Here is a 16580-nt window from a genome sequence, read left to right on the forward strand (position 1 = left end):
CGCCTTTAAAAAGGATCACCCCAGGCCTGCCGTTTGGCCTCATTGATTTCCGTGAGGATAAAGGCCTCGTACTGTGCGACAAAGTCGTTTACACCGGCCTTCCCGGCCTCAACTTCTTTGAGCATTTCCTCAAACCGCGCGGTCATCACCGCACTGCGGATCTTGGGACTTACCTTTAAAAGAAGGTTGCGTCCTACCGTGGAGCAGTGCAGTTTTTTGCCTTCGGTCTCGAGAAACCCGCGGCGTTTGAGTTCTGAGATGATCGCGGCGCGTGTCGCGGGTGTCCCGATGCCTCCGGCGTCTTTGAGCTGCTTTTGCAGATTTTCGTCTTCAAAGGCGCGCCAGATGTTTTCCATTGCGGCAATGAGCGTACCTTCCGTAAAGTAAAGCGGGGGCTTGGTTTTGTCTTCGCGCGTGGTGATTTCGTTCACTTGAGCCGTTTCCCCCTTTTTGAGTTTGGGAAGCGTCTGATCGTCTTCGGCGGATTCTGTCTTACCCGCGTCTTTGGGCTCCTCGGCCTTCACCGGTTTTTCGGGCTTTTCGTAAAGAAGCTTCCAGCCCTTGTCGATAATGACTTTGCCTTTGGAAGTAAAAGTTTCGCCGCCGATCGTAAAGACGATTTCGGTGGCGTCATAGGTGTGCACCGGATAAAACTGCGCGATGTAGCGCTTGGCGATTAACCGGTACACCGCTTTTTCCCGGTCGTTAAGGCGCGACCAGTCCGCGGTGTTGGCTACAGGCACAATGCCGTGGTGGGCCGAGATCTTTTTGTCGTTAAAGGTCTGGCTTTTCAATTTCGGATCAGCTTTGGCGCAGGCTGCGGCTGCCGCCGGGAAGGTCGCTGCAATCGCCTTTAAAACGTCCGGGGCCTCGGCGTGCTGGGATTCCGGCAGGTACCCGCAGTCGGTACGGGGGTAACTCGTGATCTTATGCACTTCATAAAGCGATTGACAGATGTTAAGGGTGTCTTCGGCGGAAAGCCCCAGAGTCCGGTTGGCTTCGACCTGGATGTCGGCAAGCGAATAAGCTTTGGGGGGCTGCAGTTTCCGGCGTTTGGTTTCAGCAGAGACTACCGTAGCGGTGGTTTCGATCCTGAGTTTTTCCGCAAGTGCCCGGGCCAGATCGAGATTAATGAAGTACTTGCCTTCCGCGTCCAAACCTTTCTGGTCGTCACGGGGTTTGTGGCGCGCGGTAAAGGTGCGGTCTTTGGCCGTGAGGACCACGCCGATCACGAGGTAGGGGATGGGTTTGAAGTTACGGACGGCATAGTCGCGGCGCGCGACCATGGTGAGCGTCGGCGTCTGCACGCGCCCCACGGTGATGAGGTTGTTTTCCCCCTGGGGGACCTTATTTAAAAGCGTATAGGCGCGCGAAAGATTCATCCCGAGAAGCCAGTCGGCTCTGGAGCGCGCCCGTGCCGCGTCGCGCATGCCGGCGTAGCGCGCGTTTTCCCGGAGGTCTTTGAGGCCCTTGCGGATTGACGCCGGGTCAACGGCGGAAACCCAGAAGCGCTCCACCGGTTTTGTGCAGCCGAAATGCTCAATCACTTCATCAACGAGAAGCTGCCCCTCGCGGTCCGGGTCGCCCGCGTTCACAACCGTTTCAGCCCGTCCGATCAACTCCCCGATCAGCTTTAACTGGCGCGTGACGCCCGCATCGTTTTTGGGTTCCACCACCCATTCTTTCGGAAATATCGGGAGGTCCTTGAGCCGCCAGCGTTTTTTCCCTTTGCTCGTAAGCGGAATGCCGTCGGGGAGGTACTCATCGGGCTCAGCCTGCTCCAAAAGATGACCGAAGCACCAGGTGACGACGGTGTCGTTATTGCAGGAAATCGAACCCCCGGAGCGGCTTTTCACGCCGATCTCTTCGGCAATGGCTTTCGCAAGCGACGGCTTTTCCGCGATAAAAAGCTTCATGGGGCTTTCTCCGCGGTCAAAAGGACGTCAAGTCCCGTCACGGTTTCGGTGAGGGCTTTGAGAAGCGAAGCGTCATCGGCCGCGGTGTCTTTTAAGGGATGGGCAGCATCCCCGAGCTTTATCGACGCTATCCCCTGATGGGCGCTCTGACCCGCAGCGCCTGTCACAAAGCGCGTTGACACCACGCTTTGTGAAACGGCGGCAAAGGCCGCCTGCCAGGCAGTAAGTGCGGGCCCCGCGGGATCGCCGGCCGAGGGAAGGGTGCGCGAAACATTGTCAAACCCGAGCACAAAGTCGCTGCGTCCCGCGCGGATCTCGTTCATTTTTTCCACGGCGGCAAAGGCGGCGGCGAGGAGCTTTTCGCGGGTTTTGTCCGTTGCAACGCGCGAGCGCGACAGAATCGTCACGGGGAGGGAACAGACGGGCCTTACAAACTGCGTGACGCCTGCGGCGCAGGACACGTCGCCGGTCCTCACTTCCACGCGCGGCGTATCACGGTTTTCACTCCACGGTGTTGTGACGGAGGCAAGCGTTGTCTTGAGGTTTTTCAGAGCCTCTGCGGCCGTTGATTTACCCGTGTCCCGCCCCTGCCAGTGAAGCCTGCGGTCGGTAAGGGTGAGTGTCACCGTATGAGAGCCCAAAAAGTTCACGTATGAGCAGCGGGGGTCGCCCGCGAGTTCAATGTGTGCGGCAAGCCCCGCAGGGAGGGCTTTTTGTGCTGCCTCCGCAAATTCCTGCGCGGCCGCCGTGCCCGCGTCGCCCGAGGCTTTAAACCCGCAAAAGAAGACGGGTGAGGCGGTCACGGCCGCCCTCTTTTCGTGCCAGACGTGCGCAAGGGACAATAAGAGGGCCTGCGCGGCTTCTGTTCCGGGCCGCACGGGAACGGAAATCAAAAGGGCAGGGGCGTCAGAGAGCTTTCCCGGCCGCCGCACGCAGACGCCGTTTTGAAGTGCCAAAACCGGGGTTCCTGCTTTGTCCTCAGACTTAAGTGTTTGCGGCAGGGGCGTTAAGGCTGAGGGCGAAAACCCGAAGGTCGTGAGCCCCGTGCGCAGCGCGGCAATGCCGCCTGCTGTGCCGTCTGCGGGGCGCCCCGATAAAAAGGACGCGAGGTTACGGCGCCAGAGGGCTTCGCCCGAGGAGGCAAGCGCCGCCCCCACCAGCGCGGCAGCGTCTTGAGCTGCCGCAGAAACCGTCAGCGGCTTCGGTGCGCTTAAGGCTTCAGTGAGGCGGCTTTCGATTGCTGAAGCGCTACCTGCGGCAAACGCTGTGAGAAGCACCGCGGAAAGCGCCTTAATGCAGCGTTTTCTTCGCATCGGTAACGGCATAGGCTTCCTGCGTGACATAAAGCTGCAGCATCGCGACGGCGGTGAACATTTCGCCCGGTGCGACTTTGACGACTTTGCTGCTTTCATCAAACATCGCCTGCGGGCAGTAAAGGGGGAAGGTGTCAAACGCGAGCTCTCCCTCAAGCTTCATCAAAATGCGCGCAAACGCCACACCCGCAATGCTTGCCCAGTGTTCGTTCACTTCAAGGATGCGGCCCGTCAGAAAGAGCATCCCGGGCATCAGTTCCGTGAAGTTCGGGACCTGCACCGCCATTTTGCGGGCGGCGGCATCCGCCCCTGCGCCAAGGTCCATGACAATGCCCGCGACCTGAGCCTGCCACCAGGTCCCGGGCTTATAGGTCGGGCGGTTGGCGGCCCAGAGGGCGTCCACAGCGTGCACGATCACGGCGCCGGAATCGGCCGCGGGACTCATGAGTTCCGTGACAAACTGTCCCATTGCCTCGTTTTCGGTCTGTATCGCTTTCATGGGTTTGATGAGCGCCCCGGTGCCCGCGGCAAAGAAGGGGTACATGCCGCGCATGGCGCCCTTGACGCCGGTTTGCGCGTGAGCTCCCTGCACCTTATCGGCCACGACCAAAAGCCGCGGCACGGGCGCAGGATGTTCCGCGGTATCAGCGTCCACCCACTGCCAGAATTCATAGGGAGAGTCTTCGGCTTCTTTTTGCAGTCGGATCACGGGATCGGAAAAGGCAGCCGCGTTCTCCATCATGAAGTCGAGATACTGAAAAAGCGCCGCCTCATCGCGCCCCTGCGTGAGTTCCTTGACAAACCCCGCGTAACTGAAGAGCATGCTCTCTGCGGGGTCGCTCACTGTTGTCGTGAAGCTGTCAAAGCTAAGTTCCGGCAGGCTCTCAAGATTTAACGCCGCTTTGATGTCAAAGGTCGGGAACTCTTTTTTCTCTTCGGGCGTCAGTCCCGTTTCAAAGATCGAGCGGATGTCCTGCAGCACGGGAAGCGCCGTTTTTTCCGAAACGAACTCAATGATTTTGAGCCCCAGAAGCATCGCCTGAGGATCGGCCTCACGGCCGCCGCGCGCAAGCGCCAAAACGAGCGTCAGAAGATTCCTGGGTGAAGCGTCTTCCCGGCAGAGCGCCTTAAAGCGCTTCACAAGCTCCGTGTCGCTCATTGAGAGGCTTTCGGGTCCCAGGGTCGAAAAGGCTGTGGCGTCCAACATCCCCGAGGGCGTTTCAACGGCAAGCGACAAAATCTCAAGCGCAAGATCGTTGTCGGCCTGCGTGCCGATTCCGAGCGCAATGCGGCGCGCGGTTTCCCGCGGCACAAACATGTCGCCCAGGCCCGCGGCAGTCGTGAGAACATTAAGTTCAATCTGTGCCTCTTTACTCATCGTGCCGGGCGCATAGTCCTTAAAGGGGATGGAATACTTAAGGAGTGCCTTGGGCATGCGGGTCCAGAGGAAAAGCTGCCGCTCAAGATTTGCGCCGATAAGGCGCTTTAATCCGAGTTTTACGTCCGGGGCAAAGCCCAGGAGCCCCGCGGCCTGCGGGACCGCGGCAAGTACCGCACGACCCAGTTCCCGGTAAGAATGAAACTCATCCTCAATGAGCGTATCAATGTGGTGCTTGTGGTTCATGATGGCGGCCATCGCCAGGGCCGCGGGCGACTTCTGCGCAATGTGCGTGAGCCCTTCGTAAACCTTTCTGCGGAGAAGCACATTGCGTGCGGACGTTGAGGCGGCGAGTTTCAGAACATCAAGCGTTGTGCCTCTTAAGCGTAGTCTGCGCCGCACGCCCGGATGCGAGAGGCCTTCCGCAACCATGTCGTCTTTTTCCGGAAAGTCACGCAGTTGAGCGGGCACGGCGTCGATGAGTTCCATTTCCCCGGCAATGAGCCACCCCGTGATTTTCACGCGCATCTTTTCTGTCACCGGCGCAGCAAAAAGGCTTTCTCGCACGAGGACGTCAATCATGGCGGGACGCCCCGTCGCGTGCGTCTTACAGGTCAGCCTCAGGTACTTTTCGCCGCCCAAAATGCCTTCCGTGCTGCTGGCGGTGACCTCAGCAATGCCCGCAACGTACGCATCCGACGTTTTGCCGCCTGCAGCGGGGGCAAAGGCCTTCAGTCCCGTTTCAGAGGAAACCGCCTCAACTTTTTCAGCCCAGACAATGAGGTCAAGGTTTACCGGTGTGCGGGCTCTTAATTTCCCGGCCTGCATGCACCAAAGGCCCGCAAACGCGGTGAAAAAGCACCCAGCCGCACTTTTTTTGCTGCCGGAGCTGAAGGTGAGTTCCGCCCAGTCCAGGCGCGGCGCCACCTGCACGTGGGTCAAAACGGCCTTGCGTCTGACTTTGGCGGTGGCTCTCGGAATGATGACGCCGTCGGCGTATTCATTGAGCTGCGGCGCGTAAAAGCGCCCGAAAAGGGCTGCTAAAAACGAGTCCTTCGCAAGTTTCTCTCCGCGGCAGCACTCGCCCTTAAAGTAGGCCCAGGGCCGCACGTCAAAAGCCGCAAGGGGTTTACTTGCTTCCGTGATCTCGGCGGGCTCAAGGTCGACGTCACTCACGTCAAGACAGTGATTCACCGGGTCACCCATACGGATGCCGGGCGCCACAAAGTCCGTGGTCCGGGCGATTTCTTCCGCGGCTTTTTCGCCAAAAAAGGCTTCGGGCGCCGGAAAGACGGATTGGGTGAAGCTTGCGACGTTGCGGGCGGGGACACCCGGAATCGCCAGGGGATCGGGCCTCACCTTTTGGCGGTGAATAAAGACCGGGGCATCATCGTCCTTAGCTTTTGCCCAAGTCTTAACGCGCATGAGCGCCAGGGCCGCAGAAAACCGCAGTTCTTCAAAAACAGAGAGTTTCGGGGGCTTGCGGGACTTAATCCAGGCAGCCGCTTTTTTGTCGGACAAGAGTTCCGCGATCGGAATCTGAAAGTCCGTGAGGCCGATCAACGCGAGCCGGTAAACTCTGAGCGTCTGATAGTAAGGGGCATCTGCGGGCGTGAGGCCTTCCAGGGCCGCAAGCGTTTTTTCCACCTGATGAAAGACCGTGACCTCTTTGGTACCGGTTCCTTCAATGTCGAGAAGATCGGCCGTTGTGAGATGCCGGGTGAGGCTCTCGGAGAGTTCCGGATCATCGGGCTCGCTTCGGGCAAAGGCCGCGCACGCCGTGATTTCGGCCATAAAGTCCGGGGCGTCGGCGTGACGGGCATCCACCCACACGGCGTCTTCCTCCTCATCAAACCAGGCGGCGTGATCAAAGCCCGAACTGTCGGCGGCGTACTTAATGCGTGCCGGAAGCGCATCAAAGTGATGCACGATGCGCAGTTTCTTGGCCTTGAGAAGTTTCTCTCCGATCGGGGCCGGATAGTAGCTGCGGATAACGACGGACGCCTTGCGGACAAGGTCCGCGCCCGCTTCGGTCATTTCAGCCGTGATGCCGTAGCAGGGGATCTGGGAGAGAAAAACGCTCATAGAAATTCCGCGAGGAAACCCGCGTCTTCAGACGCGGGAGGAATCGCGGTCCTCCTTTCTCAGTTCAGTTAAAAACATCTTTCGCTTCTCAAGAAGCGAAAGTTTCTTGTAGGAAATACCGGCAGAAATCTTTGTACCGTCCAGACGGCGCACCGCGGCGCACGGTAGCGGCTCTTGCGGTTGCGTCGGGCGCGGCGAAGTGCCAAGCGATTCGAGAGCAAGCCCGTCACGTCCTGCCGCAGTTCGACCTCGGAAGCCAACAACTCTTCCTTGGCGGTCGTTGCGCTCATGCCGACGTGCTTGTAGCCCGCATCCACACCCAAGGTGATCGGCTGCTTGGTTTCGCCCATCGGCACCGTCAGTTGAATCACGAAGGGCGTTCGGCGCACAGGCACGGCCTTCCCGGCCCGAAGGAGCTTACGCGCCTTGGGCGGGGAGCACGGCATGAGCGGTTGCCCGCGCATATTCAACACAAAAACTTTCAAAGTGTTCTCCATTGACGGATACCTCACGGGCTCCGTCTGCACGACCTTGCGGTCGGTGGTGATCCTTCGCCAATGTTGGAAGGGGTTTGTTGTCTGAAGCACCGCTCCTACCTCTCAGAGCTTTTAACCGCAGACCGCAGAGCGCGGGACTAGGATCGACATCCCGCGGTGCCTGTTTGCGTCCCGTCTTGCGACGGAACGGATTCCCAACCAACGGAGTCCGTCCGAAAACGGACTGAGGCTAGTCAACCAAGACTTGTTGCCAAGCCTCTGACTTCAGTCAGGGGTAGTTGACGGGTGTTTACCGGTTTGTTGTGAAAAGTATGTCCGCGTTACTTCGCGGCTTTTTTGGCATCCTTGAGGGCCGCAAGCACCGCTTCGATGTGGCCCGGGACCTTCACGCCTCTCCACTCGCGGGCAAGCGTCCCGTCCGGGGCAATGAGAAAGGTCGAGCGCACAATGCCGCGGCAGGGTTTTCCGTACATGATCTTGTCTTTAATCACGCCGAAACGGTTGCAGAGGACTTCTTCCTTGTCGCTTGCGAGTTCAATGGTGAGGTCCTGGCGTTTGCAAAAGCCCTGATGCACGCCCACGGTGTCGCGCGAGATGCCCACGATGTCGCAGCCCTCAGCGGCGAATTCGTCTTTGGCTGAGGAAAAGGTCCGCGCTTCCAGCGTACAGGCCGAGGTGTTGTCCTTGGGGTAAAAGTAGAACACAACCCAGCGGCCCTTGTGCTCAGCCAAATCAAAGGTGCCCGCGGTGCTCGGGGCAGTCAGGGGAAGGAGGTTATCTCCGACATTCATTTTTTAGTCTCCGCCAATTTTGTCATCAGCGCGGGCCTTTAATACCCGCTTTGAGACGGATTTTGCCTCAATTGGGCGGGAGCGGCACGGTTTTGCGGCACAACAAAAGCGGGCGGCCAAGGGAAAGAGACAGATATTTTTCGGCCCGAAAGCCAGAAGATGCTGATTTTTAGGCACTTTGACTTAGAAAACACGCGCCCGAGACGTCTAAAAATCTGTAGATTAAGAGCTGCACGGGACGGGATCACCTGTCCCGCACCAATCAACGAGATTAAGCAGAACTTTTTGAGAAAAGGAAAAATCATGAATACCGAATTTCCGCGCATTAAACGGTTGCCCCCTTATGTGTTCAACATCACCGGCGAACTCAAGATGGCAGCACGTCACCGCGGTGAGGACATCATCGATTTTTCCATGGGTAATCCTGATGGTCCCACACCGCAGCACATCGTCGACAAGATGATTGAGTCGGCGAGAAAAGAAAACACCCACGGCTACTCTGTCTCCAAAGGGATCTGGCGCCTCAGAAAGGCGATGTGCAACTGGTATAAACGGCGCTATGACGTTGACCTCGATCCGGATAAGGAAGCAATCGTCACGATCGGCTCCAAAGAGGGGCTCGCGCATCTGATGCTGGCCTGCTGCGACCGCGGCGATACGGTCCTTGTTCCGAACCCCTCGTATCCCATCCACATTTACGGCGCCATTATCGCGGGCGCCGACATCCGGTCCGTGAAAATGATTCCGGGCGTGGATTTCCTGCAGGAACTGGAGCGCGCCATCGTGGAAACCGTGCCGCGCCCGAAGATGATGATTCTGGGGTTCCCTTCGAACCCCACCGCGCAGTGCGTGGATCTGGAATTTTTTGAAAAAGTGGTGGCGCTCGCCAAGCGTTACGGCGTCTGGGTCGTGCACGATCTTGCGTACGCCGACATCTGCTTTGACGGCTATAAGGCGCCTTCGATTCTTCAGGTGCCGGGCGCCAAGGACGTTGCCGTTGAGTTCTTCACGATGAGTAAGAGCTACAACATGGCGGGCTGGCGCCTTGGGTACATGGTCGGTAACCCGGATCTCGTGCATGCCCTTGCGCGGATTAAGAGTTACCACGACTACGGCACCTTTACGCCGTTGCAGGTCGCTGCCATTGAAGCGCTTGAAGGCGATCAGACGTGCGTGGAGGAAGTGCGCGAAAAGTATCAGAAGCGCCGTGATCTCCTTGTGAAGGGCTTAAACGAAATCGGCTGGCCCGTGGAGTGCCCGAAGGCCTCGATGTACATCTGGGCCAAGATCCCGGAACCGTACCTGCATTTGGGGTCCCTGGAATTCTCCAAGCGCCTTCTTGAAGACGCCAAGGTCGCCGTGAGCCCCGGAATCGGGTTCGGCGAGTACGGCGACGATCACGTGCGCTTTGCCTTGATCGAAAACGAATACCGTACGCGTCAGGCCCTGCACGGCATCAAGCAGATGTTCCGTAAGGACGGGCTTATTGACCCGGACGCGTTTAATCCGCAGCTTAAAAAAGCCAAGGCCGAATAACACGCACGGGCGGCACCCCCGCCAAAGGTAATGACGAGGAGTTTTTGTGATGAGTGAAGCAAACGAAGCCAAGCGCTCCGTGGTGATCGGTCTGGCCGGTTTCGGCACGGTCGGCGGCGCCGTCTACGATGTCTTAAAGGAAAACGCGGCGGTTTTGACGCAGCGAAGCGGCGTGCAGTTTCGCGTGAAGACCGTGGTGTGCCGCAGTCTCGAGAAGGCCCGCGCCAAGGTGGGCCCCGAAACCACCGTGACCGGTGACTGGCATGCGGTCGTAAACGACCCCGAAATTGACGTTGCGGTCGAACTCATGGGCGGCATTGAACCGGCCAAAAGCTACATCTTGGCCGCGATTGCCGCCGGAAAGCACGTCATTACCGCCAACAAAGCGCTTTTGGCGCACCACGGCAACGAAATCTTCGCCGCCGCCCGCGCCAAGGGCGTCATTGTTGCCTATGAAGCGGCCGTGGCCGGGGGCGTTCCGATCATTAAGGCCCTGCGCGAAGGTCTTGCCGCCAACCGCATCGAGTGGGTGGTCGGGATCATCAACGGCACGAGTAACTTCATTCTCACGATGATGCGGGAAAAGAGGGTGAGTTTTGCCGAAGCCCTGGCCGCCGCACAGGCGGCGGGCTACGCCGAGGCTGACCCCACGTTTGACGTGGAAGGGGTGGATGCGGCGCACAAGTTGTCGCTCATTTCCTCCATTGCTTTCGGTACCCCCATTAACTTTGAAAAGGTGAGTGAGGAAGGCATCAGCACGCTCTCGCAGGAAGACATTGCCTACGCTGAAAACTTCGGCTACCGCATCAAGCTTCTCGGGATTGCCAAGCGTACCGCCAAAGGCATTGAACAGCGCGTGCATCCGACGCTCGTTCCGATGCGCAGGCTCCTCGCAAACGTCGACGGCGTCATGAACGCCGTGGTTGTAAAGGGCGACGCGGTCGGAAGCACCCTCTACTACGGCCCGGGCGCAGGCGGCCGGGCAACGGCGTCTGCGGTGATCGCGGATTTGCTCGACGTCGTGCGGATGCTTGACGCCGGACGAGAGCACCAGGTGCCGGTGCTTGGGTTTTCAGAGCCCGACACGTCGGTGGCGTGGCTTGATATGGACGAGACGGTGAGTTCCTATTACTTAAGAATCACTGTCGTTGACCGCCCCGGGGTCTTGGCCGAAGTCTCCCGCATCTTTGCCGACAACGCGATTTCGATTGAATGCCTCGTGCAGCGGGAAGCGGTGATCGGAGAAGACCGTACCGACGTGGTTCTGATGACACATTCGGCCCGTGAGGGGAACGTGCGTAAGGCCGTGGCGGCGATTGAAGCGCTTGAGAGCGTCTGCGCGCGCATTGTCCTTTTGCGTAAAGAAGAACTCAACTGATTGGCTGGTAAACACCCATGGCGATGACCTACCTTTCCACGCGCGGTGAAAACGACGGCGCGACCTATGCTTCGATTGTTTTAAAGGGACTGGCTGCGGACGGCGGACTTTTTATGCCAGCCACGTACCCCCAAGTGACGGTTGAAGATCTTGCGCGCTTTAAGGAACTTACGTACGCGGAACTCGCGTACGAAATCCTTTCGCGCTTTGCGGATGATATTCCGGCGGCGGATCTTAAAAAACTCACGGCGTCCGTGTACCGCGCCGACGTCTACTGTAACGTCCGGGAGGGGGAGGATGCGGCGCGCATTACGCCCGTCAAAAAACTCGCCGAGAACCTCTGGCTTCTGGAACTCTCCGACGGCCCCACGCTTGCCTTTAAAGACATGGCGATGCAGTACCTCGGCGCCCTTTTTGAGTATTTGCTCGCAAAGACCGGGCAGGAGCTCAATATTCTCGGAGCAACGTCAGGCGACACGGGGTCTGCCGCCGAATACGCGATGCGCGGCAGGAAAGGAATCCGCGTCTTTATGCTGTCGCCCGCGGGCCGCATGAGCGCCTTTCAGCGCGCGCAGATGTATACGCTTGCGGACAAAAACATCTTCAATATTGCCGTCAAAGGCACATTTGATGATGCGCAGGACATTGTGAAGGCCGTGAGTAACGATCACGCCTATAAGGCCGCGCACAGTATCGGGACCGTGAATTCCATCAACTGGGCGCGTGTGGCCGCTCAGGTCGTCTACTACTTTGCGGGTTACCTGCAGGTGGCCGCTAAACCCGGTGACACGGTGGACGTGACGGTGCCGTCGGGTAACTTCGGAAATATCCTTGCCGGGTGGATTGCGAAGCAAATGGGATTGCCTCTGGGGCAGCTTGTGGTGGCCACGAACGAAAACGATGTCCTCGATGAATTCTTTAAAACCGGCACCTACCGCGTGCGTGACAGTGCGCACACCTATGTGACGAGTTCCCCGTCGATGGATATCTCAAAGGCGAGTAACTTCGAGCGCTATATCTTCGATATTGTCGTGCGCAATCCCGCGCGCGTGAAGGAACTCTGGCGCGATGTGGCCGAAAAAGGCGGCTTTACGCTGACCGCTGAAGAATTTGCCCGCGTGAAGGCCTCAGGCTTTGTTTCCGGCAAAAGCACGCACGCCGACCGCCTCGCGACAATCGCCGGGCTCTGGAAGAGTGACAAGGTCCTCATCGATCCGCATACCGCGGACGGTCTCAAAGCCGCACGCGAACATCAGAGGGCGGGTATCCCCATGATGACCCTGGAAACGGCGCTTCCCGCAAAGTTTGCGGCAACAATTAAAGAAGCCGTTGGGTTTGAACCGGAAATTCCGGCAAGTTACCGCGGGCTTTTTGATAAGCCTCAGCATTCTGTTGAAGTCCCCGCTGATACAGAGACCGTCAAACGGTATATAACGGAACACGCTAACCTGAATTTTGCATGAGCGCTGAAAAAACGGCGCTCATTTTGTTGCTTAAATCCTGATTTTAATAAAGAAAAAAGGTCTTTTTGTTAATATTTTTCTACCACAAAAACAAAACAAAAGACCTTTTCATGAATTCTACTCAAACAGCAACAACTGATGGGGTCGGCCGCAGCGTGCAGATCACCAACGGGCGGTTTGTCGCCACCATGATGACGGGGCTGCTGCCCGTCGCCGATCTGCGGATTTGAGGATTTGGCTGACCACGACGTCATCACAGAAGACGAAGGCTTTCTTTCCGCACTCGGGGTTAATGATGCTGCAGGCAGCTCAACCCTCTGCAGATTTGAAAACTCAATAACCCGACACGATCTTGATCGCCTCAACTGCTGTTTTTTGGACGCACTGCTTCGGGCCAACCGAAAGCATCGCATCTTTTCCAGGGCGGGGCCAGGAAGACTCCGGCACTGATCATTGATGTCGACTCCACGCATGTTGATCTTTACGGTAATCAGGAAGGAAAGTCTTACAACGCCCCTCCGACGCGCTAGAAAGCAAATCCTGCTTTCTGGAAATCTCCCGTTCCCCCGCCCGGGGATTCCGTGTTTGCAAAGAGGAAGCACATCCGAAACCGAGCCCCTGTGATTCTGACTTGGAAGAAGTGCCGTCCAGGAGGAACAGAGCAGGCAGCATCTAAAAAAATCCATCAAAACCGCCTCACTGGGAGAGCATTCGAGACCAAAATTGCGTATCCTCAAAGGATTGCAACTCTCATGCCCGCTCCACTCCATGTCGGCCATTTCTATTCCAACAAAACCTCCCGCTACCACCCTCCTTCCTCAGCCCCGCAAGCAGGGCTTCACGATGATTGAAATCGTTCTGGTGCTCGTTCTGCTTGGCATTCTCGCAGCCGTCGCCATCCCGAAATATTTCGACCTTCAGGAATCAGGACGGGTCAAGGTATGCGAGCACAACCGTGCGGTCATTGTCAGCACCATCGAAAAACAGGAAACGCTCGCCCGCTACAGCAAGGATGTCGGCATCTTCGACTACAAGTCCCAGACGGGTGCGGCTGCTTCGGCTCAACACATCCTCAATGACATGTATCCGGCAGGTCAAAAGGAAACCGCTTGCCCGAGCGGCGGCATCGTTACCATCAAAACGACTCCCGCAGGAAACGACAAGGGCTTCTACTTCACTGCCGCCTGCTCCATTCATGCGCCGGGCTCAATGATCGTCACGCGCACGGACGGCATGGCCTTCGTGGATTGGTTCAAGGCTGCGTTCCATGACCCGATGGATTTGGGCTCATACAAGAGCCTGACCGATCTCTTTGTCAGAGGCACAGGCGCTGAGTTGGATTCGGAAGCAGGAAACTACACGACCACCCTTACCGCCGTCGTTGCCGGTGCCATGGCCAATGCAGGTCTTGACGTCAGCAACGTCATTTGGCGCATCAGCCGAGAAGGATGGCGTGGATGCCGATACGGCAAGAGCTGTCGCGGAACAATCGACATCCTCCTCGCAGACAAGGCGGATGTCAATGTATCCAACAAGGACCATCGCATCGACGCGACCAAGTTCTCGTTGACCGTGATTTACGATGCCAACGGCAAAGCCACCTTCGAGACAAGTGAAACCCAAACAAAAGCACTTCTTGAAGTGAAGAATGAAAAAAATTCGGGCAAGAACAAATATTGGGTTTTGAACGGCGTCAAATAAGAAAAAGCCTCGACCACAATCAAAGGTGGCGAGGCTTTTTCATAGAAATTCCGCGAGGAAACCCGCGTCTTCAGACGCGGGAGGAATCGCGGCTGTTTTTATTTTAAAAAATTGGTACCATACGCACTATGCTAAACATCGTTTACAGCAGAAACTGCGTCTATCAGACAGCTTACCATATGGTATGGTGCCCCCAGTACAGGAAATCCGTTCTCAGGGGTGGTGTTGCGCAGTCTCTGCGTGAGTTGCTTGAAAGTATATGCGCTGAAAGAAAGTATGAGATACTTTCTTTGGAAATTCAGCCGGATCACCTGCACCTGTTTGTCAGTTTTCCGCCGTCCGTCAGCATTGCCGACGCGGTGAGAGTATTGAAGGGTGCCAGTGCAAGGATGCTGCTGATGCGGCATCCGGAACTCAAAAATGAACTTTGGGCAGGCCATCTTTGGTCGCCTTCTTACTACGTCGGAACAGCAGGCAGTGTCAGTGCGGAAACGATCAAAAGCTACATCGAAAGGACTGAACACATCCGCAGACGGCGTTAGACGCGTTGAGGGGAGCGGCAAGTGTGTCCGCACAGCCTGCGTTCGGCTGGAACTACTCGATCCGGCAGCACACGAAAAGCTCGCAGCGACGCAGAGACTCTATGCGCAGGTGTGTAACTTTGTAGTTCCGACAGTAGCGGCGGACCGCACGAAGAGGCTCTGGCAGCGTTTCACGCTGCATCACGCAGTTTATGACAAGATCAAGGCAAAATTTCCGGATCTCGGCAGCCAGTATGCCTGTAACGTCATCCGCTCGGTGTCGGCAGCCTACAAGACGGAGCTTGCCAAGCATCCGGCACAGCTCAAAAGTGAGGACAAGAAGCTCAAGACGCTGGTGTTCAGGCACCCCTCGGTTCACGTCGACAAGAACACGCTGACATTTTTCCCTGACGGCACTGTTTCAATTTCAACCATCAGCGGTCGGATTCGGGCACGTCTGTGCCCCGGCCCTTTTCAAAAAGAGTTGCTGGCTTCTGGAAAGCGTAAGGAGTGCAACCTTGTTCTGCATCCCCGGAGAGGCCGGAAAGAAGCGTTTTGGGAGCTTCACATCGCAGTGGAGTCCCAAGGTTGTTCGGGCGAAGAGCATTTAAAGAATCTGAAAGCCGACGAGATCATGGGTATTGATGTCGGCGAGAACAATATTGCGGCCGTCAGCACGGGCCGTATTTGGAAAGCAGGAGCATTAAAGGATAAAAGAGACCGATATATGAGTCAGAGAAAGCGTCTTCAGCGCAACGGCTCTCAGAGTGCCAGACAGCACCTGAAAAAAGCCTCAGGCCGAGAAAGACGCCATGTGACGCATGTCAATAACGTTGTAAGCAAAGAGATTGTGCAGGAAGCCGCAAAGCGGGGTATCAAGTTAATCGCCCTGGAAGACCTGACGCATATCCGGGATCACATCAAGGCCGGGAAACGCATCAGAAGCCGACTGCACCGCTGGTCTTTCCGTGAGTTGCAGGAGATGATTGTTTACAAAGCGGCAGCCGCTGGAATCCGGTGTGTTTTCCTGGATCCGCGCTATACAAGCCAGACATGCTCACAGTGCGGGGCACCGGGCAAACGCCATAAGCACGGATTCCGCTGCAGCCAATGTGGTCACCTTGCGCACAGCGACTTGAATGCGAGCCGCAACCTGCAGGGTCTGTGCCGACAGCTGTCAGCACAGGGGCTGATGTAAACCAGCCTTATGTTGGGCCGTGTGATGCGGTTACAATAAATCCCCCGTCTTCAGACGGGGGATTGTTTACTTGAGATTAAGACAGGTTAGAAGGCAAGTCGCACGGTGGCCTGAACGCTGTGGCTGCGAAGGCCGCTGTCGCCCGTCGCACCGCTGTAGTTAAATCCGAATGCCAGCCCGCATACGGCGTCACGGTCATGCCGCCAAGCGCCGCATCAGCGGGCACCTTCAGCGATGCGCCAAGAACGTCTGCATGACGCTTCTGTCCCTGTGCCTTGCCCTCGTGGCGTTCGTACAAAGCCGAGGCCGTGAGAGCCGCAGGGCCGAAGCGATAAGCACCGTAAACCGGGCCGCCAACGTCGTTCCAGTCCTGAGAAACAAGACTGTCGCTCTTGACATTGCCCGTACCTGCGCTCAGAACCGCACCGAGCGTGAGGGTTTCAGTTGACCCCTGAACGCCGAAGAGCAGGCCGCTACGATCAGTGCGATATGCATCAAAATCGGTCTTGCCGTAGCTCGCATCGGCCCACAAGCCCGTGATTGCCGCATTCGCCTGAGACTCGATGGAAGCCATCGTCTGAGACGCCGCACCGCGAGCCGCAGACGTCAAGGCACCAACCGTCGTCGGAATCGCTATTGTCGCCTGGACACAAAAAACCTTACATCCTCCTTGCGGCGCGAAGTATCGGCTTTTGTTCTTTCTTCAGGCATAAAAAGAGGCAGGTCTTTACTTTTAAACGGTAAAGACCTGCCTGAAGAAAAATCCCGTACCGGCAGGAGAAGTCTTTGTCAGAGCACGGGAT

At 57.2% G+C, this 16580-nt stretch carries 13 protein-coding genes; 7 read left to right on the plus strand and 6 right to left on the minus strand.

The annotated features are described in order from the left end of the window. Positions 1-5: 5 nt before the first annotated feature. The 5 genes from NXF97_RS09005 to NXF97_RS09025 form a co-directional block, all read right to left on the minus strand. Positions 6-1916, minus strand: a complete 1911-nt coding sequence (locus NXF97_RS09005) for a DNA topoisomerase 3 (protein WP_274955775.1) — start codon at positions 1914-1916, stop codon at positions 6-8. After that, positions 1913-3241, minus strand: a complete 1329-nt coding sequence (locus tag NXF97_RS09010) for a hypothetical protein (protein WP_274955776.1) — start codon at positions 3239-3241, stop codon at positions 1913-1915. Before NXF97_RS09010 ends, NXF97_RS09005 begins: the two co-directional genes overlap by 4 nt. Continuing rightward, a complete protein-coding gene (locus NXF97_RS09015; RefSeq protein WP_274955777.1) occupies positions 3207-6692 on the minus strand; it encodes a hypothetical protein in 3486 nt (1161 codons plus the stop codon). Before NXF97_RS09015 ends, NXF97_RS09010 begins: the two co-directional genes overlap by 35 nt. Positions 6693-6760: 68 nt before the next feature. Next, positions 6761-7189: an RRXRR domain-containing protein gene (locus NXF97_RS09020; RefSeq protein WP_274955778.1), complete on the minus strand. Its 429-nt coding sequence runs from the start codon at positions 7187-7189 to the stop codon at positions 6761-6763. Between the two features lie 320 nt (positions 7190-7509). Beyond that, on the minus strand, positions 7510-7980 hold the full coding sequence (locus NXF97_RS09025) for a peroxiredoxin (protein WP_022372636.1): 471 nt from the start codon (positions 7978-7980) through the stop codon (positions 7510-7512). Between the two features lie 303 nt (positions 7981-8283). On the opposite strand from NXF97_RS09025, the gene alaC reads away from it, so the two are divergent. The 7 genes from alaC to NXF97_RS09055 all read left to right on the plus strand — a co-directional run bounded on the left by alaC (position 8284) and on the right by NXF97_RS09055 (position 15777). After that, positions 8284-9516, plus strand: coding sequence for an alanine transaminase (gene alaC, locus NXF97_RS09030; protein WP_022372635.1), 1233 nt, complete (start codon positions 8284-8286; stop codon positions 9514-9516). Positions 9517-9565: 49 nt separating this feature from the next. After that, positions 9566-10894: a homoserine dehydrogenase gene (locus tag NXF97_RS09035; protein WP_022372634.1), complete on the plus strand. Its 1329-nt coding sequence runs from the start codon at positions 9566-9568 to the stop codon at positions 10892-10894. A gap of 23 nt (positions 10895-10917) precedes the next feature. Next, entirely contained in the window at positions 10918-12357 is a 1440-nt protein-coding gene (gene thrC, locus NXF97_RS09040; protein WP_274956741.1) for a threonine synthase, read from the plus strand. A gap of 234 nt (positions 12358-12591) precedes the next feature. Next, on the plus strand, positions 12592-12807 hold the full coding sequence (locus NXF97_RS10815; protein ID WP_423767300.1) for a hypothetical protein: 216 nt from the start codon (positions 12592-12594) through the stop codon (positions 12805-12807). Between the two features lie 318 nt (positions 12808-13125). Continuing rightward, a complete protein-coding gene (locus tag NXF97_RS09045) occupies positions 13126-14058 on the plus strand; it encodes a prepilin-type N-terminal cleavage/methylation domain-containing protein (RefSeq protein ID WP_274955779.1) in 933 nt (310 codons plus the stop codon). Positions 14059-14186: 128 nt separating this feature from the next. Further along, complete coding sequence (tnpA, locus tag NXF97_RS09050; RefSeq protein ID WP_274955780.1) at positions 14187-14600, plus strand: IS200/IS605 family transposase; 414 nt, start codon at positions 14187-14189, stop codon at positions 14598-14600. 109 nt (positions 14601-14709) lie between these two features. Next, positions 14710-15777, plus strand: coding sequence for an RNA-guided endonuclease InsQ/TnpB family protein (locus NXF97_RS09055; RefSeq protein WP_235836729.1), 1068 nt, complete (start codon positions 14710-14712; stop codon positions 15775-15777). Positions 15778-15853: 76 nt separating this feature from the next. Here the strand turns inward: NXF97_RS09055 and NXF97_RS09060 are convergent, their stop codons facing one another. After that, positions 15854-16387: a hypothetical protein gene (locus tag NXF97_RS09060; RefSeq protein WP_274955781.1), complete on the minus strand. Its 534-nt coding sequence runs from the start codon at positions 16385-16387 to the stop codon at positions 15854-15856. Positions 16388-16580: the final 193 nt, after the last annotated feature.

The sequence above is a fragment of the Duodenibacillus massiliensis genome (assembly GCF_928721995.1).
GTDB classification, from domain to species: domain Bacteria; phylum Pseudomonadota; class Gammaproteobacteria; order Burkholderiales; family Burkholderiaceae_F; genus Duodenibacillus; species Duodenibacillus massiliensis.